Here is a 24,255-nt window from a genome sequence, read left to right as displayed (position 1 = left end):
TTCGCCGGCGCCAAGTTCGCCGGTGCCAGGAGGTCGCTGCGGCGCCAGGATCGGCGGCGCCCTCAGCCCTTCATCGCGTCCGCCTTCTCGATCAGCGCCTCGGCCATGCGGATCGACGCGATGTCGATGAGGCGGCCGTCGAGGGAGACGGCGCCGCGGCCGGCCCGGGCGGCCTCCTCCATCGCCTGCAGGATGCGGCGGGCCTTGGTCACCTCGGCCTCGGTGGGGGTGAAGACCTCGTTGGCGAGCTCGATCTGCGAGGGGTGGATCGCCCACTTGCCCTCGAAGCCGAGCACCGCGCAGCGCTTGGCCGCCGCCTTGAACCCGTCCGGATCGCTGAAATCGCCGAACGGCCCGTCGATCGGGCGCAGCCCGTAGGCCCGGCAGGCGACCAGCATGCGGTTCTGGGCGAACAGCCACGGGTCCTGCCAGTGGGTCTGGCGGCCGCCCTCGGCGTCCTTGTCGGTCAGCACCGCGTAATCCGGGTTGACGCCGCCGATCACCGTCGAGCGGGCCCGCGTCGAGGCCGCGTAATCGGCCACCCCGAACGACATCGCCTCCAGGCGCTTCGAGGATTGCGCGATCGCCTCGACGTTGGCCATGCCGAGCGCCGTCTCGATCAGCACCTCGAAGCCGATCCGCTTGTCGCGCTTCTTGGCCTGCTCGATCTGGGTGACCAGCACGTCGATCGCGTAGACGTCCGCCGGCACGCCGACCTTCGGGATCAGGATCATGTCGAGGCGCGGGCAGGCCTCCACGATGTCGACCACGTCCCGGTACATGTAGTGGGTGTCGAGACCGTTGATGCGGATCATCATGGTCTTGCTGCCCCAATCCAGGTCGTTGAGGGCCTGGATGATGTTGCGGCGGGCCTGCTCCTTGTCGTCGGGCGCGACCGCGTCCTCGAGATCGAGGAAGATGACGTCCGCCGCCGACTTCGCCGACTTCTCCATGAAGGTCGGATTCGAGCCCGGCACCGCGAGTTCGGAGCGGTGCAGGCGGGCCTTGGCCTGCGGGATCAGGGTGAAGCTCATACGGTGGTACTCCTTCGGGGAAACGGGCGGGGGAACGGAGCGATCAGCCGGTCGCGCCGAACCCGACCGCGATGCAGTTGATGGAGAGCAGGAGCGCCGACTTGAAGGTCTCCCGCCTCACCTCGTCGGTCTCGCCGCGGAAGCGGCGCAGCAGCTCCACCTGCTCGCGGCTGACCTGGTTGATCACCGGCAGGCGCTCGGTCAGCCGGCCGCGATATTGCGGGAAGCGCTCCGCCACCTCGGCGTCGCCGCTCACCCGCACCACCATGCGCCGCGTCAGGTGGTACTCCTCGGCGATCATGGAGAAGATCTCCTCGCGCACCCGCGCGTCCGGCACCAGGCCGGCGAAGTCGCGGGCGATGTCGAGGTCGACCGTGAGCAGCGTCTTCTCGACCTCGTCGAGGACGAGGCGGAAGAGCCGCGACTCCGCGAACATCCGGCGCAGCAGCGCCTCGCCGGCCTCGCCGCGCACGTCGAGGAAGCTCATGAGGCCGCTGCCGACCCCGTACCAGCCGGTGATGACGTGCCGGTTCTGCGACCATGCGAAGACCCAGGGGATCGCCCGCAGGTCGGCGAGGCTGCGCGCGCCGAAGCGCCGGGCCGGGCGCGAGCCGATGTTGAGCAGCGCGATCTCGTCGAGGGGGCTCGCGGCGCCGAAATAGGTGACGAGGTCCGGGTGCGAGACCAGCTTGACGTAGGCCGCCCGCGAGGCGCCCGAGAGCGCCTCCATGGCGTCGTCGAAGTCCGGCCGCGGCGCGAAGGAGGGGTCGCGCTCCGCGTTGAGGGCGTGCGCGAAGACCGAGGAGGCGAGCAGCTCCATCTGGTAGGCGGCGGTGCCGCGGTTGGCGTACTTGAACGAGACCACCTCGCCCTGCTCGGTGGTGCGGAAGCGCCCCCGGATCGAGCCCGGCGGCTGGGCCGCGATGGCCCGGCCGGTCGGGGCGCCGCCGCGGCTCACCGAGCCGCCGCGGCCGTGGAAGAACGCGATCGGCACGCCCGCCTGCTTGCCGACCTCGGTCAGCTTGGCCTGGGCCTTGGCCAGTTCCCAGTTCGACGACACGAAGCCGCCGTCCTTGTTGGAATCGGAGTAGCCGATCATCACCTCCTGCACCCCGCCCTGCCAGCGGGTCGAGCGGCGCACCAGGGGGATCTGGAGGAGTTCCCGCATGATCGCCGGCGCGGCGCGCAGGTCGTCGATCGTCTCGAAGAGCGGCACGATCGGCAGCGGGCAGATCTCGATCCCGGCCGCGTCGAGGAACAGCCCCGCCTCCTTGGCGAGGAGGTAGACGCCGAGGATGTCGGGCACCGAGTGGGTCATCGACAGGACGAAGCTGCCGAAGGCCTCGCGGTCGAGCTCCTTGCGCATCTCGCCGACGAGCCGGAAGGTCTCCAGCGTCTCGCGGGCCTCCTCGGGCAGGGACTGGAACGAGCGCTGGCCCTCCAGGGGCCGGGCGAGTTCCGCCGTGAGCCACGCCGTCCAGGCGGGCTGGTCCACCTCCGGCGGCGCGGCCTCGTCGCCGCGTCCCTGACGCCAGAGGGCCTGCAGCGCCCGCGTCGTGCGGGTGGTGTTCTCGCGGATGTCGAGGCGCACGGTCGAGAAGCGGAAGATCTCCACCATGCGGCGCACCGGCCGCACCAGGTCGACGGCCAGGGACGGGCACTTGGCGTCGGTGAGGCCCGCCTCCAGCACCCGCAGGTCGTTGATGAGGTCGTCCGCGTCCGAGTAGTCGGGCGCGCCGGTGATCGCGTCGCCCTCGTTGCGGGCGATCGTGGCTTCGAGCTTGCGCAGGATGCAGGTCAGGTACTGGCGGTAGAGTTCGCCGGGATTGCGCCGCGCGATGCCGCGGGCATCCCCGCTCGCCGCGAGCTGGCGGGCGAGTTCGGTCTTGAACGAGGCGGGGGCGGGCAGGGAGCGCTCGCTGATCGAGAGCATCCGCCCGAGATGGATCACCCCGTCCCGGTAGCGGCGCATGCTGGCGAGCGCGTTGCGGCGCAGGGTCGAGCGGGTGACCGCGGCCGTGACGAAGGGGTTGCCGTCGCGGTCGCCGCCGATCCAGGAGCCGAACTGGAAGAAGGCCGGTACCTCGAACGTCTCGTCCGGGTAGTATTCCCGCAGGCTCTCCTCCAGCGAGACCATCACCTCGGGCAGCATCTCGAACAGGGTCTCGTCGAAGAAGTGCAGGCCCCAGGCCACCTCCTGCTCGACGGTCGGCTTCTCGAGGTGGAGTTCGCCCGTCATCCAGACGAGCTCGATCTGGTCGCGCAGGTCGGCCATCAGGCCGGTGCGCTCGCGCTCGGTCCAGCGGGGGAGTTCGAGTTCGCGCAGGAGCAGGTAGATGCGCCGGAACTTCTCCAGCACGGTAACGCGCTTGCCCTCGGTCGGGTGCGCGGTCAGCGTCGGGCGGATGCGCAAATCCTTCAGGAGCGCGTGGATCTCGCGCGCCGGGACGCGGTTGTGCACCGCCTCGGCCAGGACCGCGCTGAAGGAGCCGCGCAGGGCGTGGCGCCCGCGCGTGCGCTCCACGTGGCGGCGGCGGCGCATCGCGGTGTTCTGCTCGGCGATCGAGATGAGCTGGAACCAGATGCCCTGGACCTGGAGCGCGCGGGCCATCAGGTCCGGCGAGAAATCCGAGATGTTGGCGTTGCCGTGCAGCACGGATTCGAGTTCCGGCTCGTGGCGGCGGCAGACGTCCAGCAGGGAGTGGAACAGGATGTCGGTCGCCTCGCGGGACGAGGTGCCGGTGATCACGGGGGGCGCGAACGAAGGATCGGGAGCGCCCGCGGGGACGGAAAGCGCGAGGGTCATCGTCGGCCTCTCGGGACAGGGGGGCCGGGGCCGCCCCGCCTGCGGCGAGGGGGCGGCCCCGAAAGGTCGCTCGGCGACCCCGAAAGGTCGCTCGGCGACCCCGAAAGGTCGCGCGGCGACCCGGGACGGTCGCTGGCGACCCGGGAAGGTCGCTGGCGACCCGGGAAGGTCGCTGGCGACCCGGGAGGGTTGCGGGCCGGGCCGCGCGGACTTCCTCAGGCCGCCTTGCGGCGGGTCTCCATGACCTTGGCCATGGTGGAGCCGAACTCGCCCGGGCTCGGGGCGACGGTGAGCCCGTAGGAGCGCATGATCTCGGCCTTCTCGGCGGCGCTGTCGCCGACCGCCGAGATGATCGCGCCGGCATGGCCCATGCGGCGGCCCTTCGGGGCGGTGAGGCCCGCCACGAAGCCGACCACCGGCTTCGACATGTTATCCTTGATCCAGGCCGCGGCCTCGGCCTCCTGCGGGCCGCCGATCTCGCCGATCATCAGCACCGCGTCGGTCTCCGGATCCTCCTCGAACAGGGCGAGGTGGTCGAGGAAGGAGGAGCCGTTGATCGGGTCGCCGCCGATCCCGACCGAGGTCGAGATGCCGAGGCCCACCGCCTTCATCTGCGAGGCCGCCTCGTAGCCGAGGGTGCCGGAGCGGGAGATCACCCCGACATTGCCCTTCAGGTAGATGTGGCCGGGCATGATGCCGAGCATCGACTTGCCGGGCGAGATGATGCCGGCGCAGTTCGGCCCCACCACCATCGAGCGGCGCTCCTTGGGGTAGCGCTTCAGGTAGCGCTTCACCCGCATCATGTCCTGGGCCGGGATGCCGTCGGTGATCGAGCAGATCAGCCGGATGCCCGCATCGGCCGCCTCCATGATGGCGTCCGCCGCGAAGGGCGGGGCCACGAAGGTGATGCTGGTGGTGGCGCCCGTCTGCCTCACCGCCTCCTTGACGGTGTCGAAGACAGGAATGCCGAGGTGGCTGCGCCCGCCCTTGCCGGGGGTGACGCCGCCGACGACGTTCGAGCCGTACTCGATCATCTCCTTGGCGTGGAAGCTGCCCTTGTCCCCGGTGATGCCCTGGATGAGGATCGGGGTCTTCTCGTCGATCAGGATGCTCATGACACGTCTCCGGGATCTCGGGGTCAGGCCGCCGCGCGGGTGCCCTTGACGGCCTGCACGGCCTTCTGGGCGGCTTCCGTCAGGGTGTCGGCGGTGATGAGGTCGAGCCCGCTCTTCTCCAGGATGGCCTTGCCGGCCTCGACGTTGGTGCCGGCGAGCCGGACCACCAGCGGGACGCCGATCTGGACCTCCTGGGCGGCCTGGATGACGCCCTGGGCGATCCAGTCGCAGCGGTTGATGCCCGCGAAGATGTTGACCAGGATCGCCTTCACGTTCGGGTCCGAGAGGACGAGGCGGAAGGCGGTGGCGACGCGCTGGGGGCTCGCGCCGCCGCCGACGTCGAGGAAGTTCGCCGGCTCGCCGCCCGCGTGCTTGATCATGTCCATCGTCGCCATGGCGAGGCCCGCCCCGTTGACGATGCAGCCGATCTCCCCCTCGAGGCCAATGTAGTTGAGGTTGTGCTCCGCGGCCTGCGCCTCGCGCGGGTCGCTCTGCGAGGGGTCGTACATGTCCGCGATGGTGCGGCGCCGGAACAGCGCGTTGTCGTCGAACGACATCTTGGCGTCGAGGGCCAGCACCCGGTCGTCCTTGGTGACGACGAGCGGGTTGATCTCCAGCATGGTGGCGTCGCAGTCGCGGAAGGCGCGGTAGGCGCTCATGATGGTCTTCACCGCCCCGCCGACCTGCTTGATGTTGAGGCCGAGCTGGAAGGCGAGTTCGCGGGCCTCGAATTGCTGCAGGCCGACCGCCGGCTCGACCACGACCTGGAGCAGGGCCTCGGGATCGGTGGCGGCGATCTCCTCGATGTCCATGCCGCCGCGCTGCGAGGCGATGACGCGCACGCGCTCGGCCTTCCGGTCGAGGACGAAGCCGAGATAGAGCTCGCGCTCGAACGGATCGGCGGTCTCGATGTAGACGCGCTGGACCGGCTTGCCCTCGGGGCCGGTCTGGTGGGTGACGAGGCGCTTGCCGAGCAGGTCCTTGGCCGCGTCCCGGACCTCGTTGTAGGTCTTGCACAGGCGGATGCCGCCGGCCTTGCCGCGGGCGCCCGCGTGGATCTGGGCCTTCACGGCCCAGTGCCAGCCGCCGAGTTCGGTGGCGGCGTAGACCGCCTGGTCGGGGCTGAAGGCGACCGCGCCCTTCGGGATCGGCACGCCGAAGCTCGCCAGCAATTCCTTGGCCTGGTATTCGTGGACGTCCATGGTTGCCTCCTCGGGTCCGTGTGCGGGCGCGAGCGCCCGTTCCGGGAGCGGACCGCGCCCCGGTTGAAGCAGATTTCGGTTTTCCCTAAGGGAGCGGCTCCCGGCCCGCGGCCGGGAGCGGCCCTTCAGCTCAGCTTCGCCTTGACGACGCCGTAGGTCTTCTCGGTCAGGGCGTCGGCCCCGGAGAGAAGATCGTCCAGTTCGCGCAGGCGCCCCTCCGCGAAGTCGCGGTCGGTGATGGCCTTGGCGTTGACGAAGACGTTGAGGGCGGCGCTGCGCAGGCCCGCCTGGGCCGACAGGACCGCGACGCCCGCGTCGCTGATCACGTTGAGGTTGCCCTTCTCGGCGGTCACCGCCGCGAGGTCGATGACCTGCCGGCAGGCGCGGCAGCAGGCGAGGGGCACGTCGGTGGCCTGGCGCAGGGCGACCTGGATCGCCTCGGCCCGGGCCGCCTTCTCCTCGTCCGTGGCCTTGGGCAGGCCGTAGGCGCCCATCACCGCGTCGAAGGCGGCGACGTCGTCCGCGATCATGCCGGTGAGGCTGGCGCGCAGGGCCTCCGCCTTCTCGCGGACGCCCTTCAGCTCCTCCTCCACCTCGGCGTACTTCTTCTTGCCGATGGTGAGGTTGCAGACCATGGAGACGAGGGCCGCCCCCATGGCGCCGGAGATCGCCGCCGCCCCGCCGCCGCCGGGCGTCGGCTGCTCGCTCGCCAGCCCGTCGAGGAAATGGGCGATCGTCTCGTGCTCGGCCATCACGCCATCTCTTTCGCCAGGGCGTAGATCTGCTCGGCGTCGAGCAGCGACTCGGTGCTCTCGAACAGCTTGGCCACGCAGGAGCGGTGCAGCTTGAGCTTCAGCCCGCCGATCCCGAGCGCGCCGAAGGCCCTCTTGCCGTGGCGCTCCTTGCCCTTGTCCATGGCGTCGATGCCGCCGAAGCCGAGCGGCGGCTGGGCGTTGTAATCGGCGAGGAAGCGGATGCTCGCCTCGTTCGCCCAGGCCTCCTCGGGCAGGAGTTCGAGGCCGATCGCCCCGGCCGAGAACACCACCTGGGCGCCCTTCACGACGGCGGCGCGCGAGGCCGCGTCCGGGGTCTCCAGCGCCTCGACGGCGACGCCGAAGCGCTTCTCGATCGCGCGGGCGGCCTCCTCGGCCTTGGCCCGGGAGCGGCCGGTCAGCACCACGGAGGCGCCCTCGCGGGCGAGCAGCGCCGCCGAGCGCATGCCGACCGGGCCGGTCCCGGCGAGCACCACCGCGCGGCTGTCCCTGAGCGAGCCCGCCGCCTTGGCGACGAGGGCGACGCCCGCCGCCGCCGTGGTGTTGGAGCCGTTCGAGTCCAGCATCGCCGAGACCCGGAACGGGCCGAAGAAGCGCTTCTTGACCGCCTCGAACACCGCCTCGCCGGCCGCCATGCTGCCGCCGCCGACGAAGATCGCCGTCGACTTCTTCTCCGACCCGCCGCGGGTGTAGATCGTGCCGTCGACGAGGGCGCCGACGCTCTCCGGCGTCACGCCGCCGTAGCCCGTGATGTTGTCGGCGCCGCCGTCATAGCCGACCACCGTGTCGAACACGCTCGGCATCGGGTCGGTGTCGAACTGGAACAGGAGCTTCTTCATCATCCAACCTCTGGCCGCTGGCGCGGCTTGACGATTCTGGCCGCTCGCGCGGCTACTCTGGCGGCCGGACGCGCCACGCGCCCGGCGCCCCGGCCGCCCCGTTGTAGCGCGCCACGGGGCGCGCCGCGCGTCACTCGACCACGTTCTGCGGCCTGCCCGCCACGAAGGCCTCGATGTTGTCGACGAGCTGGTCGGAGAGGATCTGCATCGCCTCCTTGCTGGCCCAGGCCACGTGGGGCGTGACGATCAGGTTCGGCAGGTCGAGGTCGAGCAGGATGTTGCCCTCGACCGGCGGCTCGGTGGTGAGCACGTCGAAGCCCGCCCCCGCGATCGTGCCGTTCCTGAGCGCCTCGGCGAGGGCCGCCTCCTCCACCAGCCCGCCGCGGGCCGTGTTGATGAGGATGGCGTCGCGCTTCATCTTGGCGAACTCGTCCCGCCCGATCATGTTGCGGGTCTCGGGCGTCAGCGGCACGTGCAGCGTGATGACGTCGCTCTCGCGCAGGATCGTCTCGAAATCGACCAGGCCCTCCTGCGGGAAGACGTCGGTGGCGATGACCTTCATGCCGAGGGCCTCGGCCCGCCTGGCGATCGACTTGCCGAGCGCGCCGTAGCCGACGATGCCGAGCGTCGAGCCGGCGATGTCGCGGATCGGATAATCGAAGTAGCAGAACTGCCGCGACTTGTTCCAATCACCCCGACGGGTCGAATTCGCGTAAGGCACGATGGCGCGGCGCAGCGCGAAGATCAGCGCGACGACGTGCTCCGGCACCGTGTTGAAGGCGTAGTTGCGGATGTTGACGACGGTGATGCCCTGCTGCTTGGCGACGGCCTTGTCGACGATGTCGGTGCCGGTCGCCGCGACCGCGATCAGCTTGAGCTTGGGCAATTGGCGCAGGGTCTCGGCCCGCATCGGCACCTTGTTGACGATCGCGATCTCGGCATCGGCCAAGCGCGCGACGATCTGGTCCGGCGCAGTGACGTCATATTCCTTGTAGCTGTGCGGGAAGCTGAATTCGCGCACGCGGGCATCGAGCGTCTCGCGGTCGAGGAAGACGATCGTGTGGGACATCGCGGGAATCTCCGGCTGGCCTTGCGCGGGGGAGCGGGGCCGCGGGCCTGGCATACCAGACCCGCGGCTTATTCCTCACACCCGGACGACGCCGTCGGAGTGGTTGCGGTCGAAGATGCCCGCCTCGCTCGGGCGCTTGTCCTTGGCCAGGATGGTCTCGCGGAAGTGCTTCTGGGCCGCGCCGACGCCGCTGCCCGGCTCGATCCGGATGCCGGCGTCGAGCATCGCCATCTCGGCGCCCGCCAGCGCGCCGAGCAGCATCAGGTCGTTGAGGTCGCCGAGATGGCCGATCCGGAAGAGCTTGCCGGCGACCTTGGACAGGCCGGCGCCCAGCGCGAGGTTGTAGCGCCGGAAGGCGACGTCGATCACGTCGGCGCCGTTGACGCCGTCCGGCACCATGATGGCGCTCACCGTGTCGGAGTACCACTTGGGCTCCTTGGCGCAGAGCGTCAGGCCCCAGGCCTTCACGGCGGCGCGGCAGCCGTCGGCGAGCACGCGGTGGCGCTCGAAGACGCGCTCCAGCCCCTCCTCGAACAGGCAGGCCATGGCCTCGCGCAGGCCGTAGAGCAGGGGCAGGGCCGGCGTGTAGGGGAAGTAGCCGGTGGCGTTCGCCTTCGACATGTCGCCGAAGTCGAAGTAGACGCGGCGGCACTCGGCCGTCTTGTAGGCGGCGAGCGCCTTGGGGCTGACGCAGACGATGCCGAGGCCGGCGGGCAGCATCAGGCCCTTCTGCGAGCCGGTGATGGCGCAGTCGACGCCCCACTCGGTGGCGCGGAAGTCGATGCTGCCGATCGAGGACACGCCGTCCACGTAGAGCATCGCCGGGTGGTTGGCGGCGTCGATGGCCCGGCGCACGGCGCCGACGTCGCTGGTCACGCCGGTGGCGGTCTCGTTGTGGACGACGAGGACGGCCTTGATGCGGTGCTCGCGGTCGGCCCGCAGGGCCTCCTCGATCCGCTCCGGATTGGCGCCGGTGCCCCATTCCTCGTCCTGGATGACGACGTCGAGGCCGACGCGCTGGGCGAGGTCGATCCAGAGCGTGCTGAACTGGCCGAAGCGCGAGGCGAGCACGCGGTCGCCGGGCGACAGGGTGTTGGTGAGCGCGGCCTCCCAGGCGCCGGTGCCGCTCGACGGGAAGATGAAGACCTGCCCGTCCTTCGACTTGAACACCTTCTTCAGGTTCTCGAACAGGGGCAGCGTCAGGTCCGGGAACGACGACGAGCGATGGTCCTCCATCGGCACGATCATCGCGCGCTGGACGCGCTCCGGCACGTTGGTCGGACCCGGCACGAAGAGAAAGTTGCGACCCGGCCGTCTCGATCCTGCCATGTTGTCCTCCAGTTTCCTTGACCGTCGTCGGTCGAGACCCGGTCGGGCTCGTTGGGGAGCCCTCGTTGGGCCCGCGGGGGAAAGCCTCAGGCGCGGATGACGCGCCGACCCGGACGGGGGAGGGGCTGGCTCTGGAGTGCCCTGAGGGCGGAGCGTCGGAACCCGAACTCCATGGTGCGCCTTCCCATCCGGTTCTTCGTTGTTCACGGGGCGGGGCGCGTCCGACCGCGGGCCCCGCTTCCGTGTCGGGGCGGACTATGGGTCGGACCGGACTAGAAGGAAAACTGAAAAAACTTTCCATCTCGTTCAAAAATTTGGAATTTGTACTTTTGACCGGGACCTGCGGCGGCCCCGGGCCGGCCTCGCGCGCCCGGCTCGCGCCTCACCCGCAATGTCGCGCGCGGGAGCGCAGTATTGCATCAGCACAGGCCGAGAACCGAATCGCGCCTCGCGCGTTGTTAAGCTGGGGATAGGCATCCGGCGGAGGATTGGCCATGGTGACGAAATCTCTGGTGATCGCGGGTCTCTTGGTGGCCGGGATGGGCGCGGCGCGCGCCGCGGATGACGGCCTGGCGGCGGCCGGCCTCGCGCCGATCGCGGTGGTGGGCTTCTCCGACAGCGTCCCGCGGGGCATGCCGCTGTTCGCGGCGCTGCCGCGGCTGGCGCCCGGCGCCGAGGCGGACCTCCGCGACGTCGGCGCGAGCGGCCTGGTGGCCTTCCGCGACGGGCTGCCGACGGCCCTCGACCCGAACGCCGACATCGCGACGGCCTCGACGGGCCGCTGACGGCGGGGCGCCGACCGGATCGACGGTTGCGCGGCCGCACCCTCATCGGTACGGCCGCGGCCCCGCCCGAGTCCCACGCCGAGCCCAGCAGCGGGAGCGCGTGGCGGAGCGTCGCGGCACCCGCCTCGTCATCCCGCCTTCGCGGCAGAGCCACGCCGGTCGGGAGTCGAGAGACCTGACGAGGGCGCCCGGCCCGCGACGGAGCGGGCGGATCCTACGAGGGGAAGTGGACGCGAAGGGGGTGGTGGAGCCAGGCGGAATCGAACCGCCGACCTCTTGAATGCCATTCAAGCGCTCTCCCAACTGAGCTATGGCCCCGTTCCATCCACGGCGCATGGGGGCACCGCGGGTCTCGCATCATCGACGGTCCCGCGCTGCGCGGCCCCGCTCGACCCGGTCATCCCGGAAGATTTCTGGTGGAGCCAGGCGGAATCGAACCGCCGACCTCTTGAATGCCATTCAAGCGCTCTCCCAACTGAGCTATGGCCCCACGCTCAAGACCGCGGCGGTTGGGTCGCCCGCGGTGCCGCCCGACCGGCCCGTCGGGGCGGTCGCGTTCGGTGGCGGCTGTATATGAGGGCGCCGCGGCGGAGACAAGCCCCCGCGGCGCCGTCTTGCGAAGTTTTCGTGACCGCGCCGGATTCGCGAGGCGCGGCCGCGACTTAGCCGATCACGATTCCTCGTCGGTCTCGATGTCGCCGTCGATCAGGTCGGCGACGTCGTCGCCGCTCTCCTCGTCCTCCTCCAGGAAGGTGTCGTCGTCGCCGCCGGCACCGCCCACGTCGGCGTCGTCGTCCACGACGGCGTCGGCCCCCTCCTCGGCGGCCTCGACCTCGTCGAGGGAGATCATCTCGGGCGTGCCCGCCTCGTCGTCGGGCTCCTCGTCGGCGGCGCGGCTGGCGATCGCCGGGGGCGGCACGCGCGTCGTCGTGAGGGCCGCGATCTGGTAGACCGTGCCGCATTTCGGGCAGGTGGCGGGGTCCCTGTTGAGGTCGTAGAACTTGGCGCCGCAGCTCATGCACTGGCGCTTCAAGCCGAGTTCCGGTCTGGCCACGGTTCGAAAGCCTTCGAGATATCGTCGGGAAAGGGCCCGTTAGTCGGGGGCGTTGGCCGTGTCAAATCGGGCGGCGGCGGGCCGGCGCGGCCCTGCCGACCGACGGAGCGCTCCCGGCGTCGTCCGCCCGGAGCCGGCCGGCGGATGACGCGGGAGCGCCCGCGTGGTAACGACCCGCCGCTCCCGACACTCCCTCGACCAGGCAAGAGTCCGTGTCCCACGATTCCGTTCCCTCGCCGATCACCGCCCGGGCCGGGACGCCCCTGCGGGGGCGGCTGCGCCCGCCCGGCGACAAGTCCATCTCGCACCGGGCGATGATCCTCGGCCTGCTCAGCCTCGGCGAGACCCGGGTCGAGGGCCTGCTGGAGGGCGACGACGTGCTGCGCACCGCCGCCGCCGCCCGGGCGCTCGGCGCCGGGATCGACCGCGACGGGCCGGGCCGCTGGCGGGTGCGCGGCGTCGGCATCGGCGGCCTGTCGGATCCCGAGGGCGTGCTCGATTTCGGCAATGCCGGCACCGGCTCGCGGCTGATGATGGGCGTCGTCGGCGGCCAGCCCGTCACCGCGACCTTCGACGGCGACGCCTCGCTGCGCAAGCGGCCGATGCGGCGGATCCTCGACCCGCTGGTGCAGATGGGCGCGCAGATCCTGTCCGAGCAGGCGGGCGGGCGCGTGCCGCTGACGCTGCGCGGCCCGGAGGAGGCGATCCCGATCACCTACGCGACGCCGGTCGCCTCCGCGCAGGTGAAGTCGGCGGTGCTGCTCGCCGGCCTCAACGCGCCCGGCACCACCACGGTGATCGAGGCCGCCGCGACCCGCGACCACACCGAGCGGATGCTGCGCCTGTTCGGCGCCGAGGTCACGGTCGCGGCGCACGGGCCCGCGGGCCACGGCCGCGCCATCGCGCTCACGGGCCAGCCGACCCTGCGGGCGGCCGAGGTGATCGTGCCGGCCGACCCGTCCTCGGCCGCCTTCCCGATCGTCGCGGCGCTGATCGTGCCGGGCTCGGACGTGGTGATCGAGGGGGTGATGATGAACCCGCTGCGGACCGGGCTCATCACCACGCTGATCGAGATGGGCGCCGACATCGCGCGGCTGAACGAGCGCGACGAGGGCGGCGAGACGGTGGCCGACCTGCGGGTGCGGGCGAGCCGCCTCGCCGGGGTGACGGTGCCGCCCGAGCGCGCGCCCGCGATGATCGACGAGTACCCGGTCCTCGCCGTGGCGGCGGCCTTCGCGGAGGGCACGACGCGGATGCAGGGCCTGCACGAATTGCGGGTGAAGGAATCGGACCGCCTCGCCGCGGTGGCGGACGGCCTCAGGGCCAACGGCGTCGCCCACGCGGTCGAGGGCGACGACCTGATCGTGCACGGGGACGGCCGGCCGGCCCCCGGCGGCGGCACCGTGGCGACGCACCTCGACCACCGCATCGCCATGGCGTTCCTGGTGATGGGGCTGGCCGCCGGGGAGCCGGTGACGGTCGACGACGGCGCCATGATCGCGACGAGCTATCCGGCCTTCCTGGCCGATCTGCGGGGCCTCGGCGCCGCCTTCGCCGAGTGAGTGCGGGTGAGCGCGGGGACGACGGGATGGTGATCGCGATCGACGGGCCGGCGGCGTCGGGCAAGGGCACGCTCGCGCGGCGGCTCGCCCAGCATTACGGCCTGCCGCATCTCGACACCGGCCTCCTCTACCGGGCGGTGGCGCTGGCGCTCCTCGACGCGGAGCGCGACCTGCGGGACGAGGCGGCGGCGGAGGCGGCGGCCCGCACGCTGCGCGCCGAGTCGCTCGGCGACGCCCGCCTGCGCGAGCGCGCCATGGGGGAGGCGGCCTCCCTGGTCTCGGCGCTCCCGGCGGTGCGGGCGGCGCTCCTCGACTGGCAGCGCCGCTTCGCCGCCGCGCCGGGCGGGGCGGTGCTCGACGGGCGCGACATCGGCACGGTGGTCTGCCCGGACGCGCCCGTGAAGCTCTTCATCACGGCCTCGCCCGAGGAGCGGGCGCATCGCCGCCACCGGGAGCTCGGGGGGCGGGGCGAGCCGGTGGCCTTCGAGGCGGTGCTCGCCGACATCGTGCGCCGCGACGCCCGCGACGCCGACCGGGCCGCGGCGCCCCTGCGCGTCGCCGACGACGCGGTGGTGATCGACACGACGGCGCTCGACGCCGAGGCGGCCTTCCGGGCCGCGGCGGCCGTGGTCGAGGCGCGCTGGCCCGGGCGGGGCTGAGCGACGCGCCCGGGCCTCGGGAGCCCTGCAGGCCGCCCCTTCCTCAGGTGCCCCTGGGCTTCGCCCGCCGGGTCGGTGGCGCGCCGAGCGGGTCTTCCGGCCAGGGATGCCGCGGGTACTGGCCGCGCATGTCGGCGCGCACCGCCGCCCAGGAGCCGCGCCAGAAGCCCGGCAGGTCGCGGGTGATCTGGATCGGGCGCTGGGCCGGGGAGAGCAGGTGCAGCACCAGCGGCACCCGCCCGCCGCCGATCGTCGGATGTGCGGCGAGCCCGAACAGCTCCTGCACCCGCACCGCCAGGACCGGCTCCTCGGCCCCGTAATCGATCGGGAGGCGCGAGCCGGTCGGCACCTCGACGTGGGTCGGGGCCTCCGCGTCGAGGCGCGCCCGCAGGGTCCAGGGCAGGAGCGCGTGCAGCGCCTCGGCGAGGCGCTCCGGCCCGATCTCGTCGAGGCGGGTGAGGCCGAGGAGGTGCGGCGCGAGCCAGTCCTCGGCCGCCGCCGCGAGCGCCGCGTCGGAGACGTCGGGCCAGGGCTCGCCCTCGGCCCGGCGCAGGAAGGAGACCCGCTCGCGCCACTGCGCCGCCGCCCTCGACCAGGGCAGGGCCGCGAGCCCGAGGCCGGCGATCCCGCGGGCGAGGAGCCGCGCGCTCGCCTCGTCGGCCGGGACCGGCAGGACGCGCTCGCCGAGCGTGACCGCGCCGAGGCGCCGCTGGGCCCGGGCGCGCAGGGCGCGGGCGGCGGGGTCGAAGGCGACGCTCTCGCGCGCCTCGATCCGGTCGGCGAAGCGCGCCTCGATCGCCTCGAGCCCGATCGGCGCCGCCGCCAGGATGCGCGCGGCGGCGGCCTTGCCGACGATCTCGGCCACCGCCAGGAAGGGCGCGCGGGCGAGCGCCAGGGCGGGGTCGAGGGCGGCGCCGCGGCCGTTCGCCAGCACGAACTCGCCGGGCCTGCCCCGGGCGCGGGCGATCCGGTCCGGATAGGCGAGGGCGAGGAGCGCGCCGAGGGGCGGGGCCTCGCCCTCGGCCGGGCCCGCCCCGGCGGCGCGGGCCCAGCCGGAGGCGAGCCGGCGCATGTCCTCAGCCCGGCCCGAGCGGTCGCGGCGGAAGCGCTCGACCCGCTCGGCGAGGTCGACCGCGTCGCCGCCGAGGCCGCGCTCGACCAGCACGGCGGCGAGGTCGGCCGCCTCCCGCGCCGCCGCCCGTCCCTCGGCCGCCGCCGCCACCACCATGCGGGCGAGCCGCGGCGGCAGCGGCAGGGCGCGCAGGCGGCGCCCCTCGGGCGTCAGCCGGCCCCCGGCGTCGAGGGCGCCGAGCCCGGCGAGCAGCGCCTTCGCCTCCGCGAGCGCCGGGCCGGGGGGCGGGTCGAGGAAGGGCAGGGTGGCGGGATCGGCCACGCCCCAGGCGGCGCAGTCGAGGACGAGGCCCGCGAGGTCGGCCGAGAGGATCTCCGGCCGGGTGAAGGGCTCCAGCGCCCCGGTCGCCGCCTCCGCCCAGAGCCGGTAGCAGATTCCCGGCTCCGTGCGCCCGGCGCGGCCGCGGCGCTGGTCGACCGAGGCCCGCGAGGCCCGGACCGTCGCGAGGCGGGTGAGGCCGAGATCCGGCTCGTAGACCGGCACGCGGGCGAGCCCGGAATCCACCACCACCCGCACGCCCTCGATGGTGAGCGACGTCTCGGCGATGGAGGTGGCGAGCACCACCTTGCGCCGGCCCGGCGGGCTCGGGCGCACGGCCCGGTCCTGCTCGCCGCGGTCGAGGGCCCCGTAGAGCGGGGCGAGGTCGACCTCCGGATGGGCGGCGAGGCGCGGGGCGAGCAGCTCCGCGACCCGGCGGATCTCGCCCTGGCCGGGCAGGAAGGCCAGGACCGAGCCCGGCTCGGCCCGCAGCGCCCGCTCGATCGCCTCGGCCGTCGCCTCCTCGACGCGCCGGTTCGGGTCGCGGTCGAGGTAGCGCGTCTCGACCGGGAAGGCGCGGCCCTCCGAGGCGATCACCGGCGCCCCGCCCATCAGGCGCGCGACCCGGGCCCCGTCGAGCGTCGCCGACATGGCGAGCAGGCGCAGGTCCTCGCGCAGGCCGCCCTGCGCGTCGAGGGCCAGCGCGAGGCCGAGATCGGCGTCGAGGGAGCGCTCGTGGAACTCGTCGAACAGCACCGCGGCGATCCCGGTCAGTTCCGGGTCGTCGAGGATCATGCGGGCGAAGACGCCCTCGGTGACGACCTCGATCCGGGTGCGGGCGGAGACCTTCGAGCCGAGCCGCACCCGCAGGCCGACCGTGTCGCCGACCCGCTCGCCGCGGGTCTCGGCCATGCGCTCGGCCGCCGCCCGGGCCGCGAGGCGGCGGGGCTCCAGCACGATGATCCGCCCGTCGCCCCGCCAGGGCGCGTCGAGGAGCGCGAGGGGCACCCGGGTGGTCTTGCCGGCGCCGGGCGGCGCGACCAGCACGGCGTTCGGGCGTCCGGCGAGGGCGGCCTGGAGGTCGGCGAGGACGGCGTCGATCGGCAGGGCGGGGAGCGCGGGCATGCGGCCCGCATGGCCGCGCGGCGCGCGGGATGCAAGTCCGGGGTCGAGGCGGCCGTCCCGACCTGAAACGGCCGCCTCCGGCGGGGCGTCCTCAGCCCCCGATGTTGAAGGCCGCCAGCGCCGCCATGTTGACGAGGTCGGTGTCGGTGGCGCCGAGCGAGACGATCTGCACCGGCTTGTCGAGGCCGACGATCAGCGGGCCGAGCACCTGCGCGCCGCCGAGCTCCTGCAGCATCTTGGTCGAGATCGAGGCGGAGTGGAAGGCCGGCATCACCAGCACGTTCGCCGGCTGCTTGAGGCGGCTGAACGGGTACTGCGCCAGCACCTCCCTGTTCAGGGCCACGTCGGCGGCCATCTCGCCGTCGTACTCGAAATCGACCCGCATGCCGTCGAGGATCTTGACCGCCTCCTGCACCTTCTCGGCGCGCTCGGCCTTGGGATGGCCGAAGGTCGAGAAGGACAGGAGCGCCACCCGCGGCTCGTAGCCGAGGCGGCGCGCGACGCCGGCCGCCTCGATCGCGATCCCGGCGATCTCCTGGGCCGAGGGCATCTCGTGGATCGCCGTGTCGGCGACGAGCACGATGCGCCCGCGCGCGAGGCAGAGCGAGACGCCGATCACCCGGTGCCCGGGCTTGGGATCGATGACGTGGCGCACGTCGTCGAGCGCGACCGAGTAGTTGCGGGTGGCGCCGGTCACCATCGCGTCGGCGTCGCCGAGCGCCACCATCGAGGCCGCGAAGTGGTTGCGGTCCTGGTTGATCAGCCGCTGGCAGTCGCGGAACAGCATGCCCTTGCGCTGCATGCGCGCGTAGAGGAACTGCGCGTAGACCGTGTTGCGGTCGGATTTCGCGGCGTTGTGGATCTCGATGTGGTCGCGCCCGGCGAGATCGATGCCGGCCGCCTCGGCCTTGGCCAGCACCCGCTCCTCGCGCCCGACCAGGATGGCGGTGCCGAGCCCCTGGTTGACGAAGGAGATGGCCGCCCGGATGACGACCTCCTCCTCGCCCTCCGCGAAGACGACGCGCTTGGGGAACTTGCGCACCCGCTCGAAGATGCGGTTCAGCGTGCCGGCGACCGGGTCCCGCCGGGCCGAGAGCTGGGCCCGGTAGGCGTCCATCGAGGGGATCGGCTTGCGGGCGACGCCGGTGTCCATGGCGGCCTTGGCCACCGCCGGCGGGATCGTGTGGATCAGGCGCGGGTCGAAGGGCACCGGGATGATGTAGTCGCGCCCGAAGCGCGGCCGCGCGCCCTGATAGGCCGCCGCCACCTCGTCGGGCACGTCCTCGCGGGCGAGCGCCGCCAGCGCCTGCGCGGCCGCGATCTTCATCTCCATGTTGATCGTGGTCGCGCGCACGTCGAGGGCACCCCGGAAGATGTAGGGGAAGCCCAGCACGTTGTTGACCTGGTTGGGGTAGTCGGAGCGCCCGGTCGCCATGATGGCATCGTCGCGCACCCGCGCCACCTCCTCGGCCGTGATCTCGGGGTCGGGATTGGCCATCGCGAAGATGATCGGCTGGGCCGCCATCGCGCGGATCATCTCGGGCGTGAAGGCGCCCTTGACCGAGAGGCCGAACACGATGTCGGCGCCCTCGATCGCCTCCGCGAGGCTGCGCCGGCTGGTCTCGACCGCGTGGGCCGACTTCCACTGGTTCATGCCCTCGGTGCGGCCGGCATAGACCACGCCCTTGGTGTCGCAGAGGATCACGTTGCGGTCGGAGAAGCCCATTGCCTTGAGGAGCTCGATGCAGGCGATGCCGGCCGCCCCGGCGCCGTTCACCACGAGCTTGGCCTCGCCGATGTCGCGGCCGGTGAGGTGCAGCGCGTTGATCACGCCCGCCGCCGCGATGATCGCGGTGCCGTGCTGGTCGTCGTGGAAGACCGGGATGTCCATCAACTCCCGCAGGCGCTCCTCGATGATGAAGCACTCGGGGGCCTTGATGTCTTCGAGGTTGATGCCGCCGAAGGTCGGGCCGAGGTAGCGCACGCAGTTGATCACCGCCTCGGGATCCTCGGTCCCGACCTCGAGGTCGAAGGCGTCGATGTCGGCGAAGCGCTTGAACAGGACGGCCTTGCCCTCCATGACCGGCTTCGAGGCGAGCGCCCCGCGGTTGCCGAGCCCGAGGATGGCGGTGCCGTTCGAGACCACCGCCACGAGGTTGCCCTTGGCCGTGTAGTCGAAGGCGAGCGCCGGATCCTCCGCGATGGCGAGGACCGGCACGGCGACGCCGGGCGAGTAGGCCAGCGACAGGTCGCGCTGCGTCGCCATCGGCTTGGTGGCGACGACCTCCAGCTTGCCCGGGCGCCCCTGGGCGTGGAACTGCAGCGCCTCCTGATCGGTGAAGGTCGGACGCGCGCGGCGGGTGACGGGACGGGACTCGCTCATGCCGGGACCTTCTTCGCCTTTAGTCTGAGAGGGTGACTGCGGGAGATGGTCCATAGGGCCGGGCGAGGCGCGGCTCAAGGGCGGGATCGCGACCGGCGGGCGCGGCGGCCCGGCCGGCGCCGCCGCGCCCGGGCGCCGCCGGCCGCTCGGGAACTTTGCGGAAGGTCGCCCGCTTGTCAGGCGTTTGCCGGTCGAATCCGGCCGGCCCGCCCGTTTCGGAGCCCTCGAATGCCTCGTCTCGCCCTCGCCGCCGCGCTCCTCGTCGCGGGCGCACTCTGCGCCGCCGCGCAGGACGCCAAGACCCCGTCCCCCGCCGACCAGCCCCCGCCCGCGCCGGCCTCCGCCGCGCCCGCCCGCGAGCCTACGGCCGTGCCCGCCGCCCCGGCCACCCTCGACAACGCCCTGCGACCGACCTTCGTGGCCCAGCAGCCGGACGAGATGGTGGCCTCCAAGCTCATCGGCCTGTCGATCCGCAACCGCGCCGACGAGACGATCGGCTCCGTCGCCGACCTCGTCCTCGCCCCCGACCTCTCGGTGAAGTCCTACGTGGTCGGCGTCGGCGGCTTCCTGGGCATCGGCACCAAGTACGTCTCGATCGCCCGCAGCGCGGTCGAGATCAGCCGCGTCGACGACACCACCCTCAAGGCCGTGATCGACACCGACCGCGACCAGCTCCGCGCCGCCCCCGAATACGTCTACCTCGCCAAGGCCGATGCCCGAAAGGGCGAGGCCAAGCCCTGAGCCAAGGCCGGTGCCCGGAAGGGCGAGGCCAAGCCCTGAGCCAAGGCCGGTGCCCGGAAGGGCGAGGCCAAGCCCTGAGCCAAGGCCGGTGCCCGGAAGGGCGAGGCCAAGACCTGAACCAAGCCCTGGCGGCCGGGCGGGGGCGGCGCGCCGCCCCCGCGGCTTGCGCCGCCCGTGCTAGCATGCTAGCAAATTGCGATGAGCGGACGGAACGACGGCCGCGGCACGCCGGAAGGCCGCACCAAGCAGCAATTCAACGTGTACCTGCCGCCCGACCTCGTCCGGCGGGTCAAGTACCGCGCCCTCGACGCGCAGATGTCCCTCTCGGACCTCGTCGCGGCCGCGCTGGAATCGTACTTGCAGCGAGGAGGACGGGATGGGTGACGGGGCAGCGGACCGGTTCGGTCTGCAGGTCCCGCCGATGGTGCACGTGGCGGAGCTCGCGCCCGCCATCGGCTTCTACGAGCGGCTCGGCGGGTCCCTGGTGTATGGCAGCCGGGACGGGGATTGGGCGCTGGTGCGCTTCGGCGGCTCGCTCCTCAGCCTGCTGGCGCATCCGCCCGGTCCCGGGGCGGGAGCGGTCGAGCTGCACTTCGCCAGCGCCACTTCGCCAGCGCCACTTCGCTAGCGCGGAGCCGCTGGAGCGGCTGGAGGCGCATCTGCGGCTGCGGGCGCCCGACCGCATCGCCCGGGGCGTTGCCGACGAGGCGTTCGGCCGTATGCTGACGCTGCGCGGGCCGGACGGGCTGCGGATCAAGGTGCTCGAACTGGACCGCGGCCTGATCGCCTGAGGGGCGCGGTCCCGGGCGTCGCCGCGCCGCCCGCGCGGATGACGGGCGGCGGCACGGAGGCGGCGATGGACGGTGCGGCGCGGGTGCGGGAGGCCTTCGCGGTCCGGCCGGGGCGCGAGCGCCGGGGCGGGGGATGATGCCCCTCGACCTCTACCTCGCCTTCGTGGCCGCGAGCGTCGTCCTGGTGCTGATCCCGGGGCCGAACGTGGCGCTGATCGTGGCGAACAGCCTCGCGCACGGCGCGCGGGCCGGCCTCGCCACGGTGGCGGGGACGAGCGCCGCGATGGCGGTGCAGCTCGCGCTGACGGCGCTCGGCGCGACGACGCTCCTCGCCGCCCTGGCGGGCTGGTTCGGCTGGCTGCGCCTCCTCGGCGCGGCCTACCTGGTCTGGCTCGGCCTGCGCGCGTGGCGCGCGCCGCCCCTCGACCTCGCGGCGGCCCGCCCCGCCCCCGGCGGCGCCCGCGCGATGATCGGGCGCGGGTTCCTCGTCGCGCTGGTCAATCCGAAGACGCTGCTGTTCTACGCGGCCTTCCTGCCGCAATTCCTGACCCCGGACGGCGACGCCCCGGGCCAGCTCCTGCTCCTCTGCGCCACCTTCCTGGCCATCGCGGCCGGCCTCGACAGTCTCTGGGCCGTCCTCGCGGGGCGGTTGCGCGGGGCGCTGCGCCTGCCCGGGCGCTGGCGCAACCGCCTCTCCGGCCTCGGCCTGATCGGGGCCGGGCTCGGCCTCGCGCTCGCCCGCCGGCCCGCCGGCTGAGCGGGCGGCGATCCGGCCGGACCGATCGGCACCCGGGGAGGGACCGGGCGTCATCGTCGCGTCGAGCAGCACGCTCGGTCAGTCCGACCCTCGGTCAATCTATCGAAGCAGAACCTCAGGACCGCAGACTATTTCGAGCGCGCATCAATCCTGCCTTAACGGTGGAGGGCCGATCGTGCCCTTAGAGCAGGCCGAGGGATGGATTGCCCCTCGCGGGGCTCATGGTGGGGGCGGAACGGCTGGCGATGGTGCGCTCCGGGAGAATTCGTTCCGACCGCGTGGCCGCGCTCCTCGACGCGCTCGGCGCGGAGGAGCAACGCCTCCTGCTTCAGGAGGCCGACGAGGCCCTGCGCCGCCGCATGGGCGCCGTCATCCTCCGCGGCCGCTTGGCGCGGCTGTTCGCCGAGAGTTCGCGGCGGGCCCGCGGCCGCATCGCGCGGGCGTGGCTGGCCGGGGTGGTGACGATCAGCCTGGTCACGATCGGGCTCGACATCCTGTTCAATCCCGGCCTGCTCGGCCCGTCGCTGGCGATGCGCGGCCTCGTCATCCCGACCCTCTACGGGGCGCTGATCGGGGTCTGGCGGCGCCCGCGGCCGGCCTGGATCGAGGGGCTGACCCTGCCTCTCGCGGTGGCCGCCATGATGGTGACGGCCGGCCTGCTCGGCCCGCTGACGCGGCTGGGCAGCCACGACTACCTGCTCTGCGGCCTGTTCGGCATCGCGACCGGGCTGGTGATCGTGCCGGTCCAGCTGCGCTGGACGGTGGCGGCGGCCGTCGTGGCGATCGGGATGTTCCTCGGCTTCGGGCTGGCGGGGCCGGAACCCTGGTCGCGGACCGCCGGGGTGACGCTCTACTGCGCCTGCGTGACCTACGGCATGATCGTGGCCCGGCACGCGATCAACAGCCTGCTCCAGCACGCCTTCCTGCTGCGGCTGAAGAGCGCCATCCAGGGCCGGCAGATCGCCGCCGCCAACGCGCGCCTCGCCGTGCAGGCCGACACCGACCCGCTCACCGGGCTGCTGAACCGCCGGGGCTTCGACGCGGCCTTCGCCGGGCTGTGGCGGGAGCCGGGGCGGGGCCGGCCCGTCGGCATCCTCCTCGCCGACATCGACGCGTTCAAGCGCCTGAACGACAGCGCCGGCCACGCCGCCGGCGACCGCTGCCTGGAGGCGGTCGCGGCGGCGATCCGGGCGAGCCTGCCGGAGGCGGCGCTCGTGGCGCGCTACGGCGGCGAGGAATTCGTCGCCCTGCTGGCCGACCCGGCGCCCGGCGAGCTCCTGCGCGCCGCCGAGGCGACGCGGGCCGCCGTGGCCGGGCTCGACCGGCCGCACCCGCTCGCCCCGGAGGGGATCGTCACGGTGAGCATCGGCGTCGCCGAGAGCGCCGGAGCGGTCGACCGCGACGCCCTCGACCGGCTGATCGCCGAGGCCGACCTGGCCCTCTACCGCGCCAAGGCGGAGGGCCGGAACCGGGTCAGCGCGGCCCGCCCGCCGCGACCGCCCGAGGCCGAGGCGGCGTGAGGGCGCGGCGGGCGGGACCGTGGCCACGGCCCCGGGCCGCCGACACTCTCGACGCATCGACGCAAGCCAGCGGCTTGGCGAAGGGCCGAGCCCGGAACCGGCGCTCATCGGGCATGAGCGTCGGGATCAGGCGGCGCAATCGCGGATGAGGCCGCGCAGGAAGGCCTCGCCCGCCTCGAAGGCCGCGACCGTGATGTACTCGTCGGGCTGGTGGGCTTGGTCGATCGAGCCCGGGCCGCAGACGATGGTCGGCAGGCCCTCGCGCTGGAAGCGGCCCGCCTCGGTGGCGTAGGGCACCGAGATCGTGCGGTTGCGCCCGGCGAGCCGCAGGCCCAGCCGCTCCGCGGCCGAGCCCGGATCCGGCGACAGCCCCGGCACGGAGGCGTCCCGCACCGTCTCGATGCGCCCGTAGGGGCCGAAGCGGTTCAGGCGCTCGCGCGCCACCGTCTCGGCGGCGGCCGCGAAGCGGCGCGGGACCTCGTCGAGGTCGAGGTCGGGCAGGCCGCGGAACTCCCACTCGAAGGTGCAGCGCCCCGGCAGGATGTTGCGCACGGTGCCGCCGCCGATCACCCCCACATGCACCGTCGAGTAGGGCGGATCGAAGCGGCCGCTCGGGTCGCCGCGGGCGATGAGCTCGTCGGCGATCCGGTTGAGCTCGGCCACGAGTTCGGCCGCCGCCATCACCGCGTTCGCCCCGAGGGCGGGCTTCGACGAGTGGGCCTCGTGGCCCAGCACCGTGGTCACGAAGGTGGCGACGCTCTTGTGCGCGTCCGCCACTTCGAGCCCGGTCGGCTCGCCGACGATCACGGCGCCCGGGCGCGGCAGGTCGATGCCGAACCGGGCGATCGCGTCCACGACGCCGAGGCAGGTGGTCTCCTCGTCGTAGGAGAGGAGCAGGTGGATCGGCCGGGCGAGGTCGGCGGCGAGCATCTCCGGCACGAGGCCGAGGCAGAGCGCGCAGAAGCCCTTCATGTCGACGGCGCCGCGGCCGTGGAGACGCCCCTCCGCCAGCCGCAGCCGGAAGGGGTCGCTCGTCCAGTCCTGCCCGGCGGGGGAGACCACGTCGGTGTGGCCGGAGAGCACGACGCCGCCGTCCCGCATCGGGCCGATCGTGGCGAAGAGCGCGGCCTTGTCGCCGGCGCGGTTGGGCACGCGGACGAACGGCACGCCGAGCCCCGCGAGGTACTCCTCCACGAAGGCGATCAGGGGAAGGTTCGACTTCTCGCTGCTCGTGTCGAAGGCAACGAGCCGCTCGAGCAGGGCGAGCGGCGTCAGGGTCGGGCCGGCATGGGTCATCGGGATCCGGAAGACGTGAACGAGG

General features: G+C 72.9%; 20 protein-coding genes and 2 tRNA genes. 8 read left to right on the top strand and 14 right to left on the bottom strand.

The window, feature by feature from the left end:
- Positions 1-62: 62 nt before the first annotated feature.
- The 8 genes from M446_RS31750 to M446_RS31715 all read right to left on the bottom strand — a co-directional run bounded on the left by M446_RS31750 (position 63) and on the right by M446_RS31715 (position 10,167).
- Complete coding sequence (locus M446_RS31750) at positions 63-1,034, bottom strand: HpcH/HpaI aldolase/citrate lyase family protein (protein WP_012336191.1); 972 nt, start codon at positions 1,032-1,034, stop codon at positions 63-65.
- 43 nt (positions 1,035-1,077) lie between these two features.
- Positions 1,078-3,840, bottom strand: a complete 2,763-nt coding sequence (locus M446_RS31745; protein WP_012336190.1) for a phosphoenolpyruvate carboxylase — start codon at positions 3,838-3,840, stop codon at positions 1,078-1,080.
- A gap of 215 nt (positions 3,841-4,055) precedes the next feature.
- Positions 4,056-4,955, bottom strand: a complete 900-nt coding sequence (gene sucD / locus M446_RS31740; protein ID WP_012336189.1) for a succinate--CoA ligase subunit alpha — start codon at positions 4,953-4,955, stop codon at positions 4,056-4,058.
- A 23-nt stretch (positions 4,956-4,978) separates the two neighbouring features.
- Positions 4,979-6,157, bottom strand: a complete 1,179-nt coding sequence (locus M446_RS31735) for a malate--CoA ligase subunit beta (RefSeq protein WP_012336188.1) — start codon at positions 6,155-6,157, stop codon at positions 4,979-4,981.
- 125 nt (positions 6,158-6,282) lie between these two features.
- On the bottom strand, positions 6,283-6,909 hold the full coding sequence (fchA, locus tag M446_RS31730) for a methenyltetrahydrofolate cyclohydrolase (RefSeq protein WP_012336187.1): 627 nt from the start codon (positions 6,907-6,909) through the stop codon (positions 6,283-6,285).
- The gene (locus M446_RS31725) at positions 6,909-7,772 is read right to left on the bottom strand and encodes an NADP-dependent methylenetetrahydromethanopterin/methylenetetrahydrofolate dehydrogenase (RefSeq protein ID WP_012336186.1); all 864 of its coding nucleotides are present in this window, start codon (positions 7,770-7,772) and stop codon (positions 6,909-6,911) included. Before M446_RS31725 ends, fchA begins: the two co-directional genes overlap by 1 nt.
- A gap of 127 nt (positions 7,773-7,899) precedes the next feature.
- Positions 7,900-8,838 carry a D-2-hydroxyacid dehydrogenase gene (locus M446_RS31720; RefSeq protein ID WP_012336185.1) on the bottom strand — a complete coding sequence of 313 codons (939 nt, stop codon included), beginning with the start codon at positions 8,836-8,838 and terminating at the stop codon, positions 7,900-7,902.
- Between the two features lie 75 nt (positions 8,839-8,913).
- Positions 8,914-10,167, bottom strand: a complete 1,254-nt coding sequence (locus M446_RS31715) for an aminotransferase class V-fold PLP-dependent enzyme (protein WP_012336184.1) — start codon at positions 10,165-10,167, stop codon at positions 8,914-8,916.
- Positions 10,168-10,661: 494 nt separating this feature from the next.
- On the opposite strand from M446_RS31715, the gene M446_RS31710 reads away from it, so the two are divergent.
- On the top strand, positions 10,662-10,952 hold the full coding sequence (locus M446_RS31710) for a hypothetical protein (RefSeq protein WP_012336183.1): 291 nt from the start codon (positions 10,662-10,664) through the stop codon (positions 10,950-10,952).
- A gap of 242 nt (positions 10,953-11,194) precedes the next feature.
- Here M446_RS31710 and M446_RS31705 read toward each other — a convergent pair.
- The 3 genes from M446_RS31705 to M446_RS31695 all read right to left on the bottom strand — a co-directional run bounded on the left by M446_RS31705 (position 11,195) and on the right by M446_RS31695 (position 12,006).
- Positions 11,195-11,270: transfer RNA gene (locus tag M446_RS31705), tRNA-Ala, on the bottom strand.
- Between the two features lie 96 nt (positions 11,271-11,366).
- Positions 11,367-11,442, bottom strand: a tRNA-Ala gene (locus M446_RS31700).
- Between the two features lie 180 nt (positions 11,443-11,622).
- Positions 11,623-12,006 carry a TIGR02300 family protein gene (locus tag M446_RS31695; protein WP_012336182.1) on the bottom strand — a complete coding sequence of 128 codons (384 nt, stop codon included), beginning with the start codon at positions 12,004-12,006 and terminating at the stop codon, positions 11,623-11,625.
- Positions 12,007-12,218: 212 nt separating this feature from the next.
- On the opposite strand from M446_RS31695, the gene aroA reads away from it, so the two are divergent.
- A complete protein-coding gene (gene aroA / locus M446_RS31690; protein ID WP_012336181.1) occupies positions 12,219-13,568 on the top strand; it encodes a 3-phosphoshikimate 1-carboxyvinyltransferase in 1,350 nt (449 codons plus the stop codon).
- 26 nt (positions 13,569-13,594) lie between these two features.
- Positions 13,595-14,227 (top strand): (d)CMP kinase, encoded by a 633-nt coding sequence (gene cmk / locus M446_RS31685; protein ID WP_012336180.1) that lies wholly within the window; start codon positions 13,595-13,597, stop codon positions 14,225-14,227.
- A gap of 43 nt (positions 14,228-14,270) precedes the next feature.
- On the opposite strand, the gene hrpB is transcribed toward cmk, so the two are convergent.
- Both hrpB and M446_RS31675 read right to left on the bottom strand, forming a co-directional pair.
- Positions 14,271-16,742: an ATP-dependent helicase HrpB gene (gene hrpB / locus M446_RS31680; RefSeq protein ID WP_012336179.1), complete on the bottom strand. Its 2,472-nt coding sequence runs from the start codon at positions 16,740-16,742 to the stop codon at positions 14,271-14,273.
- Positions 16,743-16,833: 91 nt separating this feature from the next.
- A complete protein-coding gene (locus M446_RS31675; RefSeq protein WP_012336178.1) occupies positions 16,834-19,125 on the bottom strand; it encodes an NADP-dependent malic enzyme in 2,292 nt (763 codons plus the stop codon).
- Positions 19,126-19,353: 228 nt separating this feature from the next.
- Here M446_RS31675 and M446_RS31670 point away from each other — a divergent pair, with 228 nt between their 5' ends.
- From M446_RS31670 to M446_RS31650, 5 genes are all read left to right on the top strand, one after another.
- Positions 19,354-19,866 carry a PRC-barrel domain-containing protein gene (locus M446_RS31670; protein WP_012336177.1) on the top strand — a complete coding sequence of 171 codons (513 nt, stop codon included), beginning with the start codon at positions 19,354-19,356 and terminating at the stop codon, positions 19,864-19,866.
- A gap of 198 nt (positions 19,867-20,064) precedes the next feature.
- Positions 20,065-20,250, top strand: a complete 186-nt coding sequence (locus tag M446_RS31665) for a ribbon-helix-helix protein, CopG family (RefSeq protein ID WP_043701849.1) — start codon at positions 20,065-20,067, stop codon at positions 20,248-20,250.
- Positions 20,243-20,494, top strand: coding sequence for a hypothetical protein (locus M446_RS31660; RefSeq protein WP_043701846.1), 252 nt, complete (start codon positions 20,243-20,245; stop codon positions 20,492-20,494). Before M446_RS31665 ends, M446_RS31660 begins: the two co-directional genes overlap by 8 nt.
- Before the next feature lie 296 nt (positions 20,495-20,790).
- Positions 20,791-21,414 (top strand): LysE family translocator, encoded by a 624-nt coding sequence (locus M446_RS31655; protein WP_012336176.1) that lies wholly within the window; start codon positions 20,791-20,793, stop codon positions 21,412-21,414.
- A gap of 203 nt (positions 21,415-21,617) precedes the next feature.
- Positions 21,618-22,934 (top strand): sensor domain-containing diguanylate cyclase, encoded by a 1,317-nt coding sequence (locus M446_RS31650; RefSeq protein ID WP_012336175.1) that lies wholly within the window; start codon positions 21,618-21,620, stop codon positions 22,932-22,934.
- Between the two features lie 126 nt (positions 22,935-23,060).
- Here the strand turns inward: M446_RS31650 and argE are convergent, their stop codons facing one another.
- Entirely contained in the window at positions 23,061-24,230 is a 1,170-nt protein-coding gene (gene argE / locus M446_RS31645; protein ID WP_012336174.1) for an acetylornithine deacetylase, read from the bottom strand.
- Positions 24,231-24,255: the final 25 nt, after the last annotated feature.

Source organism: Methylobacterium sp. 4-46 (genome assembly GCF_000019365.1).
In the GTDB taxonomy this organism is placed as follows: Bacteria; Pseudomonadota; Alphaproteobacteria; order Rhizobiales; family Beijerinckiaceae; genus Methylobacterium.
Note: the sequence above shows the minus strand (reverse complement) of the source record. Positions and strands in the feature narration are given on the sequence as shown.

Coding starts and splice junctions, on each gene's coding strand:
- M446_RS31750 (WP_012336191.1), bottom strand. CDS start 1,034: ATGAGCTTCACCCTGATCCCGCAGGCCAAGGCCCGCCTGCACCGCTCC.
- M446_RS31745 (WP_012336190.1), bottom strand. CDS start 3,840: ATGACCCTCGCGCTTTCCGTCCCCGCGGGCGCTCCCGATCCTTCGTTC.
- sucD (WP_012336189.1), bottom strand. CDS start 4,955: ATGAGCATCCTGATCGACGAGAAGACCCCGATCCTCATCCAGGGCATC.
- M446_RS31735 (WP_012336188.1), bottom strand. CDS start 6,157: ATGGACGTCCACGAATACCAGGCCAAGGAATTGCTGGCGAGCTTCGGC.
- fchA (WP_012336187.1), bottom strand. CDS start 6,909: ATGGCCGAGCACGAGACGATCGCCCATTTCCTCGACGGGCTGGCGAGC.
- M446_RS31725 (WP_012336186.1), bottom strand. CDS start 7,772: ATGATGAAGAAGCTCCTGTTCCAGTTCGACACCGACCCGATGCCGAGC.
- M446_RS31720 (WP_012336185.1), bottom strand. CDS start 8,838: ATGTCCCACACGATCGTCTTCCTCGACCGCGAGACGCTCGATGCCCGC.
- M446_RS31715 (WP_012336184.1), bottom strand. CDS start 10,167: ATGGCAGGATCGAGACGGCCGGGTCGCAACTTTCTCTTCGTGCCGGGT.
- M446_RS31710 (WP_012336183.1), top strand. CDS start 10,662: ATGGTGACGAAATCTCTGGTGATCGCGGGTCTCTTGGTGGCCGGGATG.
- cmk (WP_012336180.1), top strand. CDS start 13,595: ATGGTGATCGCGATCGACGGGCCGGCGGCGTCGGGCAAGGGCACGCTC.
- hrpB (WP_012336179.1), bottom strand. CDS start 16,742: ATGCCCGCGCTCCCCGCCCTGCCGATCGACGCCGTCCTCGCCGACCTC.
- M446_RS31675 (WP_012336178.1), bottom strand. CDS start 19,125: ATGAGCGAGTCCCGTCCCGTCACCCGCCGCGCGCGTCCGACCTTCACC.
- M446_RS31670 (WP_012336177.1), top strand. CDS start 19,354: ATGCCTCGTCTCGCCCTCGCCGCCGCGCTCCTCGTCGCGGGCGCACTC.
- M446_RS31665 (WP_043701849.1), top strand. CDS start 20,065: ATGAGCGGACGGAACGACGGCCGCGGCACGCCGGAAGGCCGCACCAAG.
- M446_RS31660 (WP_043701846.1), top strand. CDS start 20,243: ATGGGTGACGGGGCAGCGGACCGGTTCGGTCTGCAGGTCCCGCCGATG.
- M446_RS31655 (WP_012336176.1), top strand. CDS start 20,791: ATGATGCCCCTCGACCTCTACCTCGCCTTCGTGGCCGCGAGCGTCGTC.
- argE (WP_012336174.1), bottom strand. CDS start 24,230: ATGACCCATGCCGGCCCGACCCTGACGCCGCTCGCCCTGCTCGAGCGG.